18 protein-coding genes are annotated in these 17714 nt (G+C 42.9%); 16 read left to right on the forward strand and 2 right to left on the reverse strand.

What is annotated here, in order from left to right; all coding sequences use genetic code 11:
* Nucleotides 1–92: 92 nt before the first annotated feature.
* The 5 genes from D1164_RS01495 to D1164_RS01515 all read left to right on the forward strand — a co-directional run bounded on the left by D1164_RS01495 (nucleotide 93) and on the right by D1164_RS01515 (nucleotide 6377).
* The gene (locus D1164_RS01495; protein ID WP_119348155.1) at nucleotides 93–1250 is read left to right on the forward strand and encodes a sialidase family protein; all 1158 of its coding nucleotides are present in this window, start codon (nucleotides 93–95) and stop codon (nucleotides 1248–1250) included.
* Between the two features lie 83 nt (nucleotides 1251–1333).
* The gene (locus D1164_RS01500) at nucleotides 1334–2512 is read left to right on the forward strand and encodes a sialidase family protein (protein ID WP_119348156.1); all 1179 of its coding nucleotides are present in this window, start codon (nucleotides 1334–1336) and stop codon (nucleotides 2510–2512) included.
* A 42-nt stretch (nucleotides 2513–2554) separates the two neighbouring features.
* Entirely contained in the window at nucleotides 2555–4282 is a 1728-nt protein-coding gene (locus D1164_RS01505) for a hypothetical protein (RefSeq protein ID WP_206610892.1), read from the forward strand.
* 38 nt (nucleotides 4283–4320) lie between these two features.
* A complete protein-coding gene (locus D1164_RS01510) occupies nucleotides 4321–5592 on the forward strand; it encodes an Nramp family divalent metal transporter (RefSeq protein ID WP_119348157.1) in 1272 nt (423 codons plus the stop codon).
* Between the two features lie 26 nt (nucleotides 5593–5618).
* Nucleotides 5619–6377 (forward strand): HpcH/HpaI aldolase family protein, encoded by a 759-nt coding sequence (locus D1164_RS01515; RefSeq protein ID WP_119348158.1) that lies wholly within the window; start codon nucleotides 5619–5621, stop codon nucleotides 6375–6377.
* A gap of 218 nt (nucleotides 6378–6595) precedes the next feature.
* Here the strand turns inward: D1164_RS01515 and D1164_RS01520 are convergent, their stop codons facing one another.
* Complete coding sequence (locus tag D1164_RS01520) at nucleotides 6596–7891, reverse strand: hypothetical protein (protein ID WP_119348159.1); 1296 nt, start codon at nucleotides 7889–7891, stop codon at nucleotides 6596–6598.
* A gap of 325 nt (nucleotides 7892–8216) precedes the next feature.
* Nucleotides 8217–8441, reverse strand: a complete 225-nt coding sequence (locus D1164_RS01525; protein WP_119348160.1) for a hypothetical protein — start codon at nucleotides 8439–8441, stop codon at nucleotides 8217–8219.
* Between the two features lie 414 nt (nucleotides 8442–8855).
* Here D1164_RS01525 and D1164_RS01535 point away from each other — a divergent pair, with 414 nt between their 5' ends.
* The 11 genes from D1164_RS01535 to D1164_RS01585 all read left to right on the forward strand — a co-directional run bounded on the left by D1164_RS01535 (nucleotide 8856) and on the right by D1164_RS01585 (nucleotide 17714).
* On the forward strand, nucleotides 8856–9215 hold the full coding sequence (locus D1164_RS01535) for a hypothetical protein (RefSeq protein ID WP_119348162.1): 360 nt from the start codon (nucleotides 8856–8858) through the stop codon (nucleotides 9213–9215).
* Nucleotides 9216–9234: 19 nt separating this feature from the next.
* Complete coding sequence (locus tag D1164_RS01540) at nucleotides 9235–9549, forward strand: DUF4134 domain-containing protein (protein WP_241558239.1); 315 nt, start codon at nucleotides 9235–9237, stop codon at nucleotides 9547–9549.
* A 15-nt stretch (nucleotides 9550–9564) separates the two neighbouring features.
* The gene (locus tag D1164_RS01545) at nucleotides 9565–9885 is read left to right on the forward strand and encodes a DUF4133 domain-containing protein (protein WP_172594298.1); all 321 of its coding nucleotides are present in this window, start codon (nucleotides 9565–9567) and stop codon (nucleotides 9883–9885) included.
* Nucleotides 9857–12286 (forward strand): TraG family conjugative transposon ATPase, encoded by a 2430-nt coding sequence (locus D1164_RS01550; protein WP_172594299.1) that lies wholly within the window; start codon nucleotides 9857–9859, stop codon nucleotides 12284–12286. The genes D1164_RS01545 and D1164_RS01550 overlap by 29 nt, the downstream gene beginning before the upstream one ends.
* Before the next feature lie 36 nt (nucleotides 12287–12322).
* Nucleotides 12323–12979 (forward strand): hypothetical protein, encoded by a 657-nt coding sequence (locus tag D1164_RS01555; protein WP_147371980.1) that lies wholly within the window; start codon nucleotides 12323–12325, stop codon nucleotides 12977–12979.
* Between the two features lie 8 nt (nucleotides 12980–12987).
* Complete coding sequence (locus tag D1164_RS01560; RefSeq protein WP_119348165.1) at nucleotides 12988–13737, forward strand: hypothetical protein; 750 nt, start codon at nucleotides 12988–12990, stop codon at nucleotides 13735–13737.
* 9 nt (nucleotides 13738–13746) lie between these two features.
* On the forward strand, nucleotides 13747–14694 hold the full coding sequence (locus tag D1164_RS01565; protein ID WP_119348166.1) for a hypothetical protein: 948 nt from the start codon (nucleotides 13747–13749) through the stop codon (nucleotides 14692–14694).
* 75 nt (nucleotides 14695–14769) lie between these two features.
* Nucleotides 14770–15396, forward strand: coding sequence for a conjugative transposon protein TraK (gene traK / locus D1164_RS01570; protein ID WP_119348167.1), 627 nt, complete (start codon nucleotides 14770–14772; stop codon nucleotides 15394–15396).
* Nucleotides 15397–15406: 10 nt separating this feature from the next.
* Complete coding sequence (locus tag D1164_RS01575) at nucleotides 15407–15757, forward strand: hypothetical protein (RefSeq protein WP_119348168.1); 351 nt, start codon at nucleotides 15407–15409, stop codon at nucleotides 15755–15757.
* Nucleotides 15732–16910, forward strand: a complete 1179-nt coding sequence (traM, locus tag D1164_RS01580; protein ID WP_119348169.1) for a conjugative transposon protein TraM — start codon at nucleotides 15732–15734, stop codon at nucleotides 16908–16910. The genes D1164_RS01575 and traM overlap by 26 nt, the downstream gene beginning before the upstream one ends.
* A gap of 3 nt (nucleotides 16911–16913) precedes the next feature.
* Entirely contained in the window at nucleotides 16914–17714 is an 801-nt protein-coding gene (locus tag D1164_RS01585) for a DUF4138 domain-containing protein (RefSeq protein WP_119348170.1), read from the forward strand.

Raw genomic sequence — 17714 nt, forward strand, 5'->3', positions numbered from 1 at the left:
GATGAAGATAAACGGAGAAGGCCATTTTATACAAAATGGAGTGATATTGCTCCACTTTATATTTTTTAATTTTAAATTTAAAAACGGCAACGATGAAAAAAAAGACTTTAATTAAGATTTACACTTTTTTTATAATTGCTTTAATTTGTAAAATGTCTGTTGCTCAGGATGATATGTCCTTTCTTAATCCTCCTGAATTAATAAAAAACCTCTCCTCTGTTGAAGATTACACGCCTGAAAGTAGAAAATTTACAGGAATTTCAAGTTTGGCAATAAGTCAGGAAGGAAGGATGTGGGCGGTATGGTATACCGGTATCACCCCCGGAGAAGATGCCAACAACTATGTTGTAGTGGCAACAAGCGGAGATGATGGAAAAACCTGGGAGGAGGTTCTTGTAATTGATCCCGACGGACCGGGGCCTGTAAGGGCTTTTGATCCGGAAGTATGGGTTGCTCCAAATGGCCAACTTTGGGTTTTCTGGGCCCAACAGATTCAACCATCACGATCAACAAGTAGCGGAGTTTGGGCAATTACTACTTCAAATCCGGAAACAGGAAACACCCAATGGTCAGAACCCAGAAGACTGGTAGATGGCATAATGATGTGCAAACCTCTGGTTTTATCAACAGGGGAATGGGTGCTGCCTGTTGCATTCTGGCATATCTGGGGAGAGTGTGCAGCGATGGTTACTTCGGAAGACGACGGAGAAACATGGGAAATACGGGGAGCCGTGAATGTTCCTGATGAAGTGCGTAGTCCTGAAGAAAATATGATTGTGGAACGAAAGAATGGCTCACTCTGGATGCTGATTCGCACCAAGTATGGGATAGGTGAAAGTATCTCCAACGACAGGGGCTTCACATGGAGTCCCGTTGTTCCATCAAATATTCAACATCCCGCTGCACGGTTTTTTATTTACCGACTTAATTCCGGTAGTCTTTTGCTTGTAAAACATGGACCAATCGATATGCGCACCGGGCGCTCCCATTTAATGGCATTTATTTCAAAAGATGATGGTCATTCGTGGTCCAACGGATTGCTGCTGGATGAAAGGCCGGGTGTATCCTATCCGGATGGGCAACAAGTAAGTAATGGTAAAATCCATATAACTTATGATTATAGTCGTAGGGGAGCTCAAAACATTTTAATGACAAGTTTTACAGAAGATGATATTAAGACCGGTTCCGATAATTCGTTATTGAAAGTATATAAAAATAGACAAATTATCAGTAAGGGAGGTAAAGAATAAAAATATACAATATAATTTTAAGAAGCTTGAAATTCCGAATTTGTAAGTTGGTTTAGTTCTATGTTCAAATAAAAACTAACAAGATGACGAAATTAATAATTAGATTTTTAGGCGTTGTATTTATATGTAGTACAATCATAAGTTTCTCATCAGGCAACAATAAGAAATCCTTTCTTGATCCACCTGAAATCATTAAAAAAGAGCAAATAAAAAAACAACATTCTCCTGAAAGTCGGAAATTTTCCGGAATATCAAGTCTGGCGGTTAGTCCTGGCGGACGAATGTGGGCTGTTTGGTACGCAGGAATCACCCCAGTAGAAGATCTGAATAATTATGTGGTGGTTGCAACCAGTGGAGATAAGGGAAAAACGTGGGAAGAAGTTCTTGTGATTGATCCTGATGGACCTGGGCCAGTCAGGGCATATGATCCGGAGGTATGGATTAATCCGGAAGGGAAGCTTTGGATTTTTTGGGCTCAGGCTGCTCCAACAAGTGGAACCTGGTCATTGGTGGCTGAAGGTACCTCGGCAGGAGTTTGGGCGCTTCAGATAAATGACCCGGAAACAAATGAGCCAGAGTTAAATTCACCTTTCCGGATTACCGATGGCGTAATGATGTGTAAACCCATTGTGTTATCGACAGGAGAGTGGGTTTTACCGGTATCCATGTGGAAAATGGAAAAGGAAAGTGCTCGTATGGTAGTTTCTCCGGATAGTGGAAAATCATGGAAAATAAGGGGTGGGGCATCTGTCCCTGAAAATGTCCGTAATTTTGATGAACACATGATTGTAGAGCGAAAAGATGGTTCGCTTTGGATGCTGGTACGTACCAAGTATGGGATAGGTGAAAGTATATCCAACGACAGGGGCTACACATGGAGTCCTGTTATTCCATCCAATATTCAACATCCCGCTGCACGGTTTTTTATTTACCGACTTAATTCCGGTAGCCTTTTGCTTGTAAAACATGGACCAATCGATATGCGCACCGGGCGCTCCCATTTAATGGCATTTATTTCAAAAGATGATGGCCATTCGTGGTCCAACGGATTGTTGCTGGATGAAAGGCCGGGTGTATCCTATCCTGACGGTCAGCAAACAAACGATGGGACTATTTATATTACTTACGATTTCAACCGCACAAAAGACCAGAATATTTTGATTACAAGTTTTACAGAAGATGATATTAAAATGGGTTCTGACAATAAAATTCTGGAAGTGTTTAAACAAAGACAGTTAATCAGCCAGGGTGGTACTAAATAATTCTGAATAATTTTTTTTGGTAAAAATTAAAAATGATAAACTATGAAAAGGCGTTCTTTCTTTAGAAATTCTATCTATGCCGGAATTTCCGGCATGGTTTTCCCTGGCATAAGTTGTTCACCTGAAAAAACAAATACAGCATCTGGTGAATTGCTCTACAACGGAATCCGGTTACCAGAAATTTGGCCTCCCGGGAATATGAATCTCAATTCCTATGACCCGATGCCTGTTCCATATCTTTGCAATCCTCCGCAGGTAGTCCCCATTGATATTGGACGTCAACTCTTTGTGGATGATTTTCTGATTGAGTTTACCAACCTTAAACGGGAATTCCATACCGCTAAAAAATATGAAGGGAATCCGATCCTAAAACCGGAAACCGAACTGGAAATGGGAGCTAACGGGTTACCGGTAGCCTGTCCGAAAGACGGGGGTGTTTGGTGGGATCCAAAAGACAATATTTTCAAAATGTGGTATGAAGCAGGTTGGATTGGGACCATGGCTTATGCCACAAGCCGTGACGGAATAAACTGGGAACGTCCCAATTTGGAAATTGTGCCCGGGACGAATCAACTGCTTCCGGGACTCAGGCCTGATTCAACAACCGTGTTTTTAGATCATGATACCAAAAATCCGGATGAACGGTTTAAGATGTTTCTTCGTGGACCAGATTTTCTGGGTGAATATCATGGTTTCAGCCTGGTTTCACCGGACGGGATCCATTGGAGTGAACCGGTCCGTACCGGTTATTGCGGAGATCGTAGTACAATGTTTTACAATCCTTTTCGCAAAAAATGGGTTTACAGTATTCGTTCCGGAGGCCCACTAAAAAGTGGAAGCGGACGTGCCCGTTATTATCATGAACATTCTGACTTCTTAAAAGGCGCTGAATGGAAAGAGGGGGAAATTCCATTCTGGACTGGCGCTGACAGGCTTGATCCTCCGGATCCTATAATAGGCAACAAGGCCCAATTATATAATTTATCAGCAGTGGGCTATGAAAGCTTGATGCTTGGTTTTCATCAAATCCATCTTGGTCCGCCAAACGGTGAATGCCAAAAACTGGGAATCCCCAAAATCACGGAACTAATGCTGTCATTCAGTCGCGATGGATTTCACTGGCACAGGCCAAACAGGGAGGCTTTCATCCCTGCAACCCGCAAACCCGGAGACTGGGACAGGGGATATGTTCAGTCTGTTGGTGGAATTTGTACAGTTGTTGGTGACCAATTATGGTTTTATTATATCGGATTTAAAGGCGATCCGGAAAAGCGTCATTCTGATGGGATGAAAAGTGGCATGTATGCAAATGGGAGCACGGGAATTGCCATTTTACGCAGAGATGGATTTGCATCAATGGTTGCTGACAAGGATGGAGGTATGCTGGTAACAAAACCCGTTACTTTTAATGGGAAATTTCTATTTGTTAATACCGATTGTATCAAGGGAGAACTTAGAGTTGAAATTCTGAATGAGGATAATACTGTTATTTCTCCTTTTTCCGCTGATAATTGCAATCCGGTTTCAATAGACAGTACTATCCAGCCGGTAAGTTGGAAGAATTCGAAAGACTTATCCTCTCTAAAAGGCAAAACAATACGATTCCGGTTTTATCTGAAAAACGGGCATTTATACTCATTCTGGGTGAGTCCTGATGAATCCGGGGCAAGTCAGGGGTATGTTGCGGCCGGCGGTCCCGGGTTAAATGGTTCAAAGGACGAAGTGGGAAATTCCGGGTATATTCCATCTGAGAAATTCCAAATTGGTTAATAATTGATTGAACAACAGGCTTTTTAAAACTTTATTGAATGAATAATACTTCGAAAATTTCTTTTTTTAAGAGAATCTGGCTAACGATGCTGGCCATCGGGCCAGGTATTTTTTGTATTGGTTATACCATCGGTACCGGAAGTGTTACAGCAATGGCGAAAGCCGGCAGTGAGTTTGGCATGCAATTGTTGTGGGTTTTGGTTTTAAGCGTTTTGTTTGCCTGGGTATTAATGGAGGCTTATGGAAGATATGCAGTCGTAACCGGAGAGACAGCCATTCATAGTTTCAGAAAAAAAATCAAGCATGGAAAAATTCTTGCCATAATCATTGTAATAGGCATTGTGGTAGGGCAATGGAACTCCCTTACCGGAATTTTAGGATTATCAGCAAATGCCATTTATGAGTTGGTTCATTTGTTTTTTCCTGCAACTGCCGCTGAGAATTATTGGGTGGTACTGGGAATTGCAGTTTTTTTGATAGTTGTATTATATGGCTTGCTACTGGTTGGGAATTATTCATTTTTTGAAAAAATCCTGATTGTGTTTGTTACTTTTATGGGGGCTTCATTCCTCCTGTCCATGTTTCTTGTTTTTCCTGACCCGACAGAGATAGCTGTTGGGTTAAAACCTTCCATTCCTCAGGTGCCGGGAGGAAAACTTATGGTGGCCGCTTTTGTGGGGACCACCATGGCTGCGCCTACATTTGTTGTCCGCCCATTATTGATGAAAGGAAAAGGCTGGGGCAAAGAAAATACAAAAGAACAATCTAGAGATGCTTTGTTTTCAGCAATCTTAATGTTCGTAATTAGTGCGGCAATTATGATTACTGCCACTGGTGCCTTGTTCCATGAAGGAAAAACCATTGAAAGGGTTCTTGATATGGTTTATACTTTAGAGCCTGTGGCCGGTAAATTTGCCGTTGCAATTTTTGTTTTTGGAACTTTAAGTGCAGGTTTATCATCAATTTTCCCAATCCTCATGGTAGCACCGCTTTTAATGGCAGATTACAGGAATGGCGAATTGGATACAAACTCCAAACAGTTTAAGATTTTAACTGCCATTGCCGCAGTATTTGGATTAATTGTCCCCATATTAGGCGCGAATCCCATAGTTGCTCAAATTGCCACCCAGGTTGCCAATGTATTTGTCCTTCCCCTTGTAATAGGTGCAATAATTTATCTTGTAAACAATAAAGCTGAAATGGGAAAACACAAAGCAGGTATCCTTCTTAATATTGGATTGATGTGCGCCTTCATTTTTTCCTGTTTTATCGCCTATAACGGAATCCTTGCACTCCAGGAGTTATTATAGCCATTTAGTTTATTAAAACAAATAAAATGAGATTACTTGAAAATATTAGAAACAAAAAACTCTCTATCGGTCCATTTTCCAAGAGTTGTGATTCTGCTATAATTGAATGTATCGGTCTTGCCGGTTTTGACTTTGTTATTATCGATTTGGAACATGGTCCAAATTCAATGGAGACTGCACAAAATTTAGTCAGGGCTGCAACACTTTATCAGATTACTCCAATCATCAGGGTGAACGAAAATAATGAATCAATGATTTCAAAGGCACTTGATATTGGGGCACAGGGAGTGCAGGTTCCTCAAATAAACAACGAACAAAGTGCCCGGAATGTAATAAATGCAGCAAGGTTTTCTCCTTCAGGTAATCGTGGAGTATGTCGTTATGTGCGTGCTGCAGAATATTCAAAAAAAAATAAAAATGATTATTTTGAATATTCAAATAAAAATACCCTGATAATAATTCAAATAGAAGGAAAAAAAGGACTTGAAAATATTGACAGTATTTTACAGGTTGAAGGTATTGATATTGTATTTATTGGCCCGTACGATTTGTCACAATCCATGGGAGTTCCCGGGCAAACCAATCATCCAAAGGTCTTGGAGGCAATGAAAATGATAACAGAAAAGGCAAACCACTACAATAAAATTGTAGGGACTTTTATTGAGACACCTTCCGATTTGAAAATTTGGAAAGATTTGGGATTGCTGTATTTGTCATATAAAGTTGATGTAGGTATATTTTACGATGCCTGCTACAATATTTATAATGAGTTGAATGAAGTTTGAAATAGTTTAATTGCTGAACCCGGTGATGAAAAAAGTCGTTACGTTTGGAGAGATTATGTTGCGTCTGGCAACACCCGGTTATCGAATCCTCGGTAATAGAATTTCTTCCGACAATTTTTTTGTGATGCAGAATTACAAATTCAGGGTTTTATGAAAACGTCTGTAATGCCCATATAATAAGGCATCCTAAAAGGATATAGGTTTTCATGTTAAGTAGATTAAAACATGTCAATCCTGAAAACCAGTCCATTTTCGTTAAAATTGTAGCTGATTTCCCAGCCCGACCAGTAAACACCCGCAACAAAGTCACCTGCTTTTATTCCTGATTTCAGGCTAAATCCTTTAAACAGGTCATAATAAAAACTTACATCATATTCATTAAAGTACCAGATTTCAATATCCTGATTGTCCAGCAAATATTTGTTGTTTTTATTGTACCGGTGGTAAGAATAAGAGGCCCCAAGTGATAGTTTGGGTGCAAAATAATACCCGGCAGAGGCTTTTACTCCATAATCGAACATATTGTCATCGATTTCCCATGTTGTCCCGTCTATGCTTAGTTCTTTAATTTTTGAAAAGTTCAGGAACGGACTTATTTTAAAGGAAAAACTATTGTCTTTTGACTTATAGATCTTTATGGGGATGGCTAATCCAATTTCATTGATCCCGTCAGAGGTAAAATAGCGGGGATTTATATCGAAATATTTGTTCAGTTGACGGTAATACTGAACGCCAAATGCCGCATTATCTGAGATATCCATTCCCAGGACAAGCATTAGAATATGTTCTGTCTTTTCTGTATAGTCTTCAGGATTCATTGAATAGCCAGGATGGAGACTGTTGTAATAATATTTGGGAATAAATGGACGGAAGAACTTATCGTATGCCTTACCTTCATTTCCCGAAATATAATCCTTCGCATAATTCCTTTGTCTGAGCCAGATACTATCCTGAGGATCGGAATCCCGGTACCCCCTGAATCTTTCTGTGAATTTGCCGGAAGAATAATTTAAATATTTCCGGTATGCTGTTTTTGCTTCATGGGTCTTTCCCATTTTCTCCAGAGCGAATGCTTTTAAAAAGGAACAATCACTGAAATAAAGGGCATCAGGGTAGAGCGATAGTAATTCATCCATTTGCGAAGGAACCTTTTCAAACCGGTTATTATGGATCGCATCAATACTCCCGGAATAAAGAGTTGCTATTTCGTGATCAACAAATTTTATCGAATTGGCATTTTCAATTAATTTATTGTTTTGATATTTGTTTTCATCTGCCTCTAATTCGCGGAGAAAAGCGTCGTAGTTGGATTCAGAAATCAGTTCATTGTTACTATTCCTTAAAAGAGTGGCATTTTCGGGCGTAGCGCCATATTCATACAATCCTTTTTCATTATTGTAATGAATAAGATCCGGGTTGAATGTGGCACAGCTGCTTAGTAATTCTATTACCAGGGCAATAATAAATATTTTATAAGAGACCAGCGGTATTTTATATCTTTTTTGGTTAATCATTTACTTTTCAGATTTTTTTTTGCAAACATAAATATTATATGTAAATGAGAAACTTCAAATGCAGTAATTGGATGGATCATTTCTGAAATTTTGTCGATTATTTAATTCTGGATACCGTGTTATTTTCCGTTCCTGTTTTTTGACATACGAAGAGAAAGGTCGTAATAAACAAAAAGGTTATTTCCCGTGCACCGGCCCATTTCCCTTCCTGTTTCAGCGGCTCCCCGGACCCGTTCGTGCCTCACGGGAACGGTCGCCTTTTCACCGTACGGAAAAAGAGCCTTAATGCACCCCACGGCAAAAGCGACCCTTCTGTTTGTTCCACTTATTCCGGGACAACCGTTACTGCGCCTGCCCCGGTTTTTCCGTCCTCCTGGTATCCTCCCTTCAAAAACCGGAAACAGGCTTTGTTACCGTCCCGCGCTGTTCGCTGCACGTCACGGCAGGGCCGCATTTGCCCTTTCCCCATCCGCAAAACAATCCATAACAGGTTTACCTGTTTTATCAAAAAACCAAAAAGAAATCCAAAGTTAGCCCCCCTCCCTGCCATATCGTCGCATTTGAAAATGCAAGGCCGGGGCAAGTGGCACAACCACATTATAATGTGTAAACGTTATAAATTGAAAGGGGTGCCAGCCCTGCATTTTCGCCCCGGGTGGCTGTGTTTTGGCTTTCTTTTCTTTTTTGATGGTTTTTCTTTTCTTTTGAAAAAAATCTTTCCGTAAAGAACCGGTTCTTTTGAAGACTTTTACCCTGCAAAATAGCCGGTGCTTCCGGCCATATACACAAATCAATTCAAATCTGTTTTTTTGAACTCATCCCTGTAAGTCTGCTTAACAATAAAAATATCCCAGTGTCTTCCCAGCTTGGGGGATAATTCATTTTGGATGTTCCACATTTGCCGGACAGTCTCCGGTAACCTGAATAAAACCGGGGATATAAGTTTTATCATAAAAAAGAAAAAATGTTTGGACTCAATGAAATCAGCTGGAAAGAATTTATACAGTTTATCTGTTCCGGGATATTGCTGTGGTATGCGGTACTTTTTCTCCTGGTATGGATAAAAAGCAGGAACAGGCGGGATAATATACATTACGAAGATTTTCAGGAGGGAGGTTTCCGCCCGGAGGGCTTTCACCCTGTAAGAATTTCATCCGGGTCATTCCCCGCCAGTTTAATCCCCTGTCCCAATGAAAACATCCCGCTGGAAGTGGTAACCTGTGAAGAAACAGGAGAGCAGGGAGGTTATGTTATCGATGAATTTTCCCAAAATAACAACCCGGTACTTTCAGCAATGCTAACGAAAATCCAGTATCAACAATAATCCATTAACAATTTACAACATGAAAAAGTACATGCAGAAAAATGTTTCCAGGGGAACGGCAATGGTCATCGCCCTGTTTGTAAACACTTACCTTTCTTTTGCCCAAAGCTCTGCCGGCATCGACCAGGCCACCGCAGAAGTAGGCTCTTACGTGGATCCGGTGTCCAACCTGATAATTGCCATTGGCGCCGTAGTCGGCCTGATTGGCGGCGTCCGTGTCTATATCAAATGGCAAAGCGGAGACCAGGACACCCAGAAAGCCATTATGGGCTGGTTTGGTGCGTGTTTATTCCTGATTCTTGTGGGCGTGGTCATTAAGGCCTTTTTTGCCTGAATCAAAATGCACAGAATGAAAACGTACACCATTCAAAAGATTGATACCAACCTGTACGTGAAAGGTTTTTCCGGGCAGATGGTATACAAGGCATTGTACGGCATACTCGGTGCTCTGCTGCTGTTTGTATGGCTGTATATCCTGACCGGGGTATTTCCGGCTGTACTGATTTGTATTCCGGCCTTTTTTGCCTGGCTTTTCCGGTTACACCGCATACAACAAAAATATGGTCCGGACGGGTGGAGTAAAAAAAGGACTTCCCGTCAACTGCCGCAATTTATCACCATTAAACAACGCATCTGTCATTATGAAAACAATGAGAGCCAAACCCATTGAAAAAACGCTGCCCGTGCTGGGTTTTACCGGGGATATTCTGGTGTCCGACAACCTGGATGCGGGTTTCGGACTGGAACTGGTTTTACCGGAACTACTGTCACTGAGCAGCGACCGGATATACATGCTGCATGATACATTTAAAAGGGCAGTTAACCTGATGCCGGAAAATATCCTGCTGCACAAACAGGACTTCTTTTTTGCCGAAAAATTCGGTGAACCGGATAAAAAGGAATCGGGGAATACAAATACTGAAAAGGGACTGGATAACTGTTATCTCGCTCATTTTACCGGCAGGCCATCTCTCCGGCATGAGTGCTATCTCTATGTCAGTCTACTGAATACAGGGCTTCTGAAGAACTACCTGGGTTCAGCCCTGCTTTTCTCCCGAAAACAAAAACAGCAGGAAATGCGCATGCTGGAAAAATTACATGAGCTCTGCTCCAATCTGGTATCCCTGTTTTCCCGCAGTGGAATTGGCTGCCGGGTAATCAGCCGGGAGCAGGCCATCGGCAATGCGAAGCAACCGGGGTTGATTGAACGTTACCTTACCCTGAACTTCGGGGAACGGCAACCCGTTCTGGGCGGAATAGATTTCCGGGACCGGTTGCGGGTAATGGACCGGTTTGTGGAAATCCTCAGTCTGAGTGATTTTTCACACCTGCCACCGGAACTGAAACCGGTAACCAGTCATCCCCGCACCAGCCTGCCGGTCTCCTTTGTTTACCCGCTGACTTTCCACCTTCCTTTTTCACACATTACCAACCAGTTTATTTACGTGCCGGGACAAATGGAGGTTAAAGCCACGCTGGAAGGGCACTACAAAAAAATATACAGTCTCTCCCGTTTTTCCTCGGAAAACAAAGTAAACGCCGGGTTGATAGAGCATTTTCTCAGTACCGTCCAGTCCTCTGGTGAGAAGGTTGTGAAAACCCATTTTAATGTGACCCTGATGGAGGATTCTATCCGGGAACTAAAACAGTACAAAAGCGAAACGGCGGGCGCTTTTTCGCAAATGAACTGTTTTCCCTACCAGCACAGTTTTGATTTGCCATTGCTCTTTTTCGCCTGTGTACCCTTTTCCACCCAGCTTCCGGAAACCGAGCTGTTTATTACCCAGGTGCCGCAGGCCTGCTGTCTGACCAACTTTGAAGGTCCGGTCCGGGACAGTCCCTCGCCCTTTACTATCCGGCTCTCTGACCGGATGGAAGGGAACCCGGTAAAAACTGACCTTTCGGATGAACCAATGGAAAAGAATATCATTCACAACCGTAACAAAATTATCATTGGCGGTTCCGGCTCCGGGAAATCTTTTTTTACCAATCACCTGCTCAGACAGTATGCAGAAAGCAGGAGCTGCCATGTGGTTTTACTGGATGTGGGAAGAAGTTACGAACTGCTGACTGCTTACCTCAATGAACAATTAAAAGATAAAGGCGGGGCCAGACTGGTGGAGTTTACGGAAGAAACTCCCATCTCTTTTAACCCGTTTGTGACAGAAGGAGAAGCGGACATGGAACACCGGCAAACCATTCTTTCAGTGCTTTATACGATCTACAAAGAAAACCTCTCTGAAATGGAAAAGGATGTGATTGCCCGGTCGGTTTCAGCGTTTTTCAAAACGGAGAACAGGGAGAATTCCTTTAACGGGTACTACAGTTTTTGCCGTGAATATATTCCGCAACTGGTAACAGAACAGTCCCTGGAATTTAACAGCAATGAGTATTTTTTTATTCTGGAAAAGTACTACCAAGGCGGGGAGTATGATTACCTGCTGAACAAACCCATGCAGACCGATGAGTTTTTTACCTGTCCCTTCCTGGTGTTTGAACTGGACAACATCAAGGATCACCCGGTGATTTTCCCGGTGGCTACCCTGATAATCATGGACATTTTTTTACAGAAAATGCGTCGGTTAAAAAACACAAGAAAAGTCATCTGCATCGAAGAAGCCTGGAAAGCCATCACCACTCCGCAGATGGGTGGGTATGTCAAATACTTTTTTAAAACCATCCGCAAGTTTTTTGGGGAAGCCATGGTCGTTACCCAGGAGGTGGATGATGTTATCTCTTCCCCCGTTATCCGGGATGCCATCGTGGGCAATGCCGACACAAGAATTTTGCTGGACATGGGCAAGTTTAAAAACAGGTTTGACCAAATCAGCCAGGTGCTGGGATTGACCGAATTCCAGAAAGAGCAGGTTTTGTCAATCAATAAAAATCTTCCCGGCAAACGGAAATGCAAGGAAGTGTTTATTGCACAGGGGACGCACTCAAAAGTATTTGCACTGGAGGTCAGCCGTGCTGAATATTACTGTTATACCACCGAACAAAAGGAGAAAGAGCTGATTCTTCAAACATGGCAGGGAAAGGAATCATTGCTCGAAGTACTCGAAAACATGTAATAACCCAACGTTTTAAAATCATAAAAAAATGGAACCATGAAAACAATTCTTTTATTCACTATGATGTTAATTTTTACTTCCGGTTTGTTTGTCCGGGAAGTAATAGCCCAGTCGCCGGTTCCGGTTACCGATGTGGGGGCCGGAATCCAGCGGGAGTTTCAGTGGACCCAGGAAAAGGGCATCCTGACCAAAATTAACTGGTACAACGTGCTGATAAAGGCCCTGAACGGAGACATCAAAGGACTGACCGGGGAAATCCTGGGAATTGACCGGAAAATGCTGGAAAGCCTGGAAAAAGTATCTGCCCTGATAAAGGATTACAAAAGGGTAGAGGAGACCCGCGATATTCTCGGTAATGTCGTAGATATCTATACGCAGAAATTACCCCTTCTCATTCAGGATGAAAACTTTTCCCCACAGCAGGCAGCCGCTATTGTGGAATCTTTCGATATGATCCTCGATGACAGCCGGAAACTGGTTACCACTGTTTTGAATACCATCCTGCAGGACAACCTGTTTATGATGGATGACAAACAACGTTACGATACCATCAATGAAATCTACCACAGCGTAAAACAACATTACGGAACCATCAGCTACCTGTATAATAAACTCCTTTATGCTTCCTACATGAAAAGCCACCAAAGCGGCAACCTGGAAGCTTTTGCTCTTTATTACAGCCTTTACCGGTAAAAACGAAAATGATGAAAAGCAAAATACAACGTACCATTCGCCTCTCATTTTTATTAAAAATGGGAATCATCCTGTTTTTACTTGCTGTTCTGCAAACAGACAGGGTCACCGGTCAGGTATTTGAAGTAAAAAAGTGGACAGGAACCTACCCGGATATGGAGGGCAGTTATCCATTGACTTTTATAGCGTTCAAAGGCAGTATCATCGGAATTCCTCATGTGTTTATCCGTTACTGGCCGACACACAACTACAAGGATATGATAGCCAAATCAACAGTGGACGCCACTGAAATCTCCGGGAAAATCCGGACAGATTTGGCCAAAAACCTTATGAGGTTAACAGAGCAAACATGGATAAAGGGGCGCTTCACTGAGACCAGTCAAATAAAAATCAATACAAAACATCAGAATGAAATCGTCCAAAAGATTTTTAAAGCCCGGTCTGACCAGCTGGGGGATATTTGGGAACTCACCAAAATGTTCCTGCAGGTCTATCACCAGATTGACCGGTTTCATGGAACGGGAGTCCATAGTCAAGTGAAGGGACTGCTGAAAGAAGATGCCGACAAACTGTTTACCCGGTTTCTGCTGATCAATTTGCTGAAATCCGGACACGGACAGAAAATGGATTCATTGGGGGATTTGGAAAAGGAAGTTACCCGCCTGCTTGGTCAGGTCGATTACACTTTTAAGAAGCTTCAATATTTTGACATGTCCGGCAAGTTATCCCCGATCAGTTATTCTGTTTTAACCCGGTAAAAAAAGGATATGTTGTTACAGATTATTACCACCGACCGTTTTTTTACGTTTACTGATTTCCTGGTTCAATCCGGAATCAGCCACGCAAATATCCTTACAGATATGGCCCGGGCTATCGGCGGGATAGCTGCTTTCTTTTATATCTCAAAACGAATTTACGAACAGCTGATTGCCGACAACCCGGTGTATATCCTGCCGCTGCTCCGGCCGTTTGCCCTGTTATTGGTGATTACCTTTTGGGGGCCGTTCGTCAACTTACTGATGGTGCCCACCCGGGGACTGACCCATCTTTCGGAAGCGGTCTATGCGGATAAGAAACACATTGTTGAACAAAAACTCGGTGAAAAGCAGCAGGCCATCCTTTCCACTGACTTGCCCCTTTTCTATGAAAATGAAGAGAAGGAAGCCCAGCTCTGGGACAAAGGAATTAACCTGCTGCTGACTACTTATAACATTATTACCGGCAGGGCCATGCAGAACCAAATCAACTTTTACATCATGGATGCTGTACGGCAACTGCTGGAAACGCTTTTTGAGGTGCTTGTTTATCTGGTTGCCTTTTTACGGACTGTGTTTTGTATCCTGCTGGTTATATTCGGCCCGCTGGTATTTGCCCTCTCGGTTTTTGACGGGTTCCAGGATAACTACCTGCAGTGGATCGCCCGGTTTATCCATGTCAACCTGTACCTGCCCATTGCTTTGTTGATTCTTTCGCTGGTGCAGGAAATCCTGATTTTTGTTTTGGATGCCGAAATTGCCCAAATCAATGCCCTGCCCGTTTACCAGCCGCAACTGTTTTATGTCTCCAACCTGGTGGTGCCGGTCTGCGGAATTATCGGGATAGCCCTGGTGCCTAAAATTGCCTCCTGGATTGTGCAGGCCTCCGGCACTGCCACCGGTGGCGGAAGAGTGCTCCGGACAGCCGCTGTTATGGCCACCACCAAAGCCACGTTATAACCAGCTATTGTTGAACAGAATTTATGCCTGACGGGCTTTTTCCCCGATTCCCGGGCTGAAAATTTAAAAGAAAAGATGAAGAAACAATTTGATATACAACGTAAGTTCCGGTTCACCGTTTACCTGTTTTTAATCATCAGCCTGGCGCTGACCGGAATAAGCAGTTATGTTTTTACACTCTCCGCCCGGATGGTGGAACGTTCCCGGCAAAAGATTTATGTGCTGGACAACGGAAAATCCCTGTTGGTCGCCCTCCGGGAAGATATCTCCGAGAACCGGGACGCCGAGGCCCGCGACCATGTGAAACGGTTTCACGAGCTTTTTTTTACACTGGAACCCGACAAAGAGTATATTGAAAACAATGTCCGGGAAGCCCTTTACCTGGCCGACCGGTCAGCCATGGAGCAGTACCGGTCGTTTAAGGAAAATAACGTCTATAACCAGGTGATTGCCTCGGATATCAGTATGACACTGAAGACCGATTCCATCCGGCTGGATTTTTCTACGTATCCCTACACGTTCCGGTATTACGGAAAACAGAAGATAGTCAGGACCTCAAATATTACCATCCGCAACCTCGAAACCATTGGCAGCCTCCGGAATATCTCCCGGACGGATAACAACCCTCACGGGTTTTTAATAGAAGGCTGGCGGATTGTGGACAACAAAGACCTGGAAACCGTACGCCGGAAATCTTTTTAAAATACAAAAAATGAACAGAAATATGACACAACATAAACAACCGGAAAACATTCCGTTAAAGGATGTGAGCCGCTTTAACAGGTGGATAAATCACCTGGATGAAAAAGACAAATTGCTACGTCCGGAAACCAGGAAAAGAAAATGGATAATATCCCTGGCAGTACTTTTTCTGTTGTTTGTACTCTCCTTTATCCTGTTTCCATGGGTGAAAATGGAGTATAAAAACCTGGGCGTGACAAACGAACAGGTAATACAAACATTGCCGGACAAAAACCGGCTCCTCCCTTTGGAAATGCCCGTAGATTCATTTGAGCAACGATTAAAAAAGCAAATCCATGAAAACAATTCTGAAAAAGAGTAAAGCGATGTTTATCCTGCCATTGATCCTGCTTCCTTTTGTGGTACTGATATTTTATATCCTGGGTGGCGGAAATCCAACTGGAAGCGGAGGACAAAACAATGCTAAGAATGAAGGGGTCAATTACTCCATGCCCCAGGCTGAAAGTACCATCGAAATTACTGACAAGATGGAGGCCTATGAACAACAGGGCGGGCGGGCATCCACAACAGATTATCATATCCTTGAAATCCCGGATTCATTACAGCAGCCAAACGAGGTTTTGGATTTACCGGAGGAACTGGCTGAATCCACAGGCTCAGACACCAAAAAACAGTTAAATGGCAGTATCTCCCATAACCTGTTGGCGCATATCAAACAAAAAGAACAGGAAATTAACCGGGAGTTGAATCCTCCGGAGTGGGAAACGGACAAGGTGAAAACAGGAGGTAAAACCTCTGTAAAAAAACAAATCTCCCGTGTTCAAAACAATGAAAATAAAAACGGGAAGGGACAATCAGCCGTGACTTTGCAAAGAACAGGTATACAAGAGCTGGATAAAGTATTTGAAGAGAATATTGATTTGAACCGGCAGAATGATTCCTTGAAATATACCCTCCGCCAATTACAGCAGCAACAAATGGAGGAGGAACGAAAAGAAAATGCCCGCTTTGCCCTGGAAAAGAAAAACAATTCCGGGTTTCAAAAAAATGTGACAAATAACCTCCTCATTAAAGCGGAAATTTATGAAACCACCACCGTCCTGGACGGCCACCGGGTGAAGCTTCGGTTGCTGGAAGACACATGGCTGAATGACAAAAAAATACCTGAAAACACATTTGTTTACGGGATTTGCAAAGTCAGGAATGAACGGCTGCATATTACCATTAGCCAACTGCCCGTTGAAAATACTTTTTTACCGGTGGACCTGGCCATCCATGATCTGGACGGGCTGTCCGGCCTGTATGTACCCGGCAATGCAGCAAGAAAAATTACCCGCGAAGTGGGAAGCCAAACCAATACCTCTTCTCTTTTTGGGATGACTGACAGTCCGTTGACCTATGCAGGAATCAGGGCAGCTGACAGAACCACACAGGCCTTTTTAAAAAGGGTGCGCCTGAAAAAAGTAACCGTCAAAAAAAATACACTTGTTTATCTCATCAATCAAAATCAATAAGCCATGAAATTTTTTATAGTTAGTATTCTAATCAGTTTTCAGCTATCATTGGTGGCACAAAACGGTATCCTGGTAAATGAAACAAAAGCCACACACATCATCTGCCCTGAAAGGGTAAGCTATCTTCAGGCGGGTGACCATTCCAGAATCCTGTCCGAAGTGGTGCCGGAACATCCCAGCCTGATCCGGGTAAAAGCAGTAGAACCGTTTGACGGGGAATCTTCCCTGACACTGGTTAGTGCCGGCAGGATGTATTCCCTGTTTGTATCTTATGGAGACACAGGCCCCATTGAATATAACCTGAAATCTTTTTACGGAGAAAAGACCGGGTTATCTGCAGCAGGTCCGGTTCCGGAGTATATTCTGAAAGAGTTGTGCCGGCAGATGTTATTTCGGCAGGGCAGGCATATTCGCAACAGGAAAACAAAAAAGGACGGAATTGTATTGCGCCTGGAAAAAACCGGACTGAACAATGACTTGCTGTTCTTCCAAATCAGCATCACCAACCAGACCAATACCGGATACCGGTTGGAAGGTTTTAACTGGTGGATTGATGACAAGCGGCAAATGAAAGCTGTTAATGTGCAGGAATATCAAATATTTCCTGAATTTCAGTATTATGGGATAACCTCTATTCCTCCTGAAACCACCCTCCGGGAGGTATTTGTCCTGCCCAAACTGACGATTCCCGGAAAACGGATACTCCGTATCGAAATGCTGGAACAAGCATTGGGAAATACAGGCCGTAAGCTGAGCCTTGAAATCAAAAGCAGGGATATCCTGAAAGCAAAGAAACTCAAATAG

Origin of the sequence: Mariniphaga sediminis (assembly GCF_003573545.1) — a bacterium.
Classification (GTDB): Bacteria; Bacteroidota; Bacteroidia; order Bacteroidales; family Prolixibacteraceae; genus Mariniphaga; species Mariniphaga sediminis.

What these genes read in the sequence shown, in the direction of transcription:
- D1164_RS01505 (WP_206610892.1), top strand. Translation starts at nt 2,555, where the DNA reads ATGAAAAGGCGTTCTTTCTTTAGAAATTCTATCTATGCCGGAATTTCC.
- D1164_RS01545 (WP_172594298.1), top strand. Translation starts at nt 9,565, where the DNA reads ATGAAAACGTACACCATTCAAAAGATTGATACCAACCTGTACGTGAAA.
- traM (WP_119348169.1), top strand. Translation starts at nt 15,732, where the DNA reads ATGAAAACAATTCTGAAAAAGAGTAAAGCGATGTTTATCCTGCCATTG.
- traK (WP_119348167.1), top strand. Translation starts at nt 14,770, where the DNA reads ATGAAGAAACAATTTGATATACAACGTAAGTTCCGGTTCACCGTTTAC.
- D1164_RS01500 (WP_119348156.1), top strand. Translation starts at nt 1,334, where the DNA reads ATGACGAAATTAATAATTAGATTTTTAGGCGTTGTATTTATATGTAGT.
- D1164_RS01515 (WP_119348158.1), top strand. Translation starts at nt 5,619, where the DNA reads ATGAGATTACTTGAAAATATTAGAAACAAAAAACTCTCTATCGGTCCA.
- D1164_RS01525 (WP_119348160.1), bottom strand. Translation starts at nt 8,441, where the DNA reads ATGGCAGGGAGGGGGGCTAACTTTGGATTTCTTTTTGGTTTTTTGATA.
- D1164_RS01565 (WP_119348166.1), top strand. Translation starts at nt 13,747, where the DNA reads ATGTTGTTACAGATTATTACCACCGACCGTTTTTTTACGTTTACTGAT.
- D1164_RS01560 (WP_119348165.1), top strand. Translation starts at nt 12,988, where the DNA reads ATGATGAAAAGCAAAATACAACGTACCATTCGCCTCTCATTTTTATTA.
- D1164_RS01555 (WP_147371980.1), top strand. Translation starts at nt 12,323, where the DNA reads ATGAAAACAATTCTTTTATTCACTATGATGTTAATTTTTACTTCCGGT.
- D1164_RS01585 (WP_119348170.1), top strand. Translation starts at nt 16,914, where the DNA reads ATGAAATTTTTTATAGTTAGTATTCTAATCAGTTTTCAGCTATCATTG.
- D1164_RS01550 (WP_172594299.1), top strand. Translation starts at nt 9,857, where the DNA reads ATGAAAACAATGAGAGCCAAACCCATTGAAAAAACGCTGCCCGTGCTG.
- D1164_RS01495 (WP_119348155.1), top strand. Translation starts at nt 93, where the DNA reads ATGAAAAAAAAGACTTTAATTAAGATTTACACTTTTTTTATAATTGCT.
- D1164_RS01540 (WP_241558239.1), top strand. Translation starts at nt 9,235, where the DNA reads ATGAAAAAGTACATGCAGAAAAATGTTTCCAGGGGAACGGCAATGGTC.
- D1164_RS01575 (WP_119348168.1), top strand. Translation starts at nt 15,407, where the DNA reads ATGAACAGAAATATGACACAACATAAACAACCGGAAAACATTCCGTTA.
- D1164_RS01535 (WP_119348162.1), top strand. Translation starts at nt 8,856, where the DNA reads ATGTTTGGACTCAATGAAATCAGCTGGAAAGAATTTATACAGTTTATC.
- D1164_RS01510 (WP_119348157.1), top strand. Translation starts at nt 4,321, where the DNA reads ATGAATAATACTTCGAAAATTTCTTTTTTTAAGAGAATCTGGCTAACG.
- D1164_RS01520 (WP_119348159.1), bottom strand. Translation starts at nt 7,891, where the DNA reads ATGATTAACCAAAAAAGATATAAAATACCGCTGGTCTCTTATAAAATA.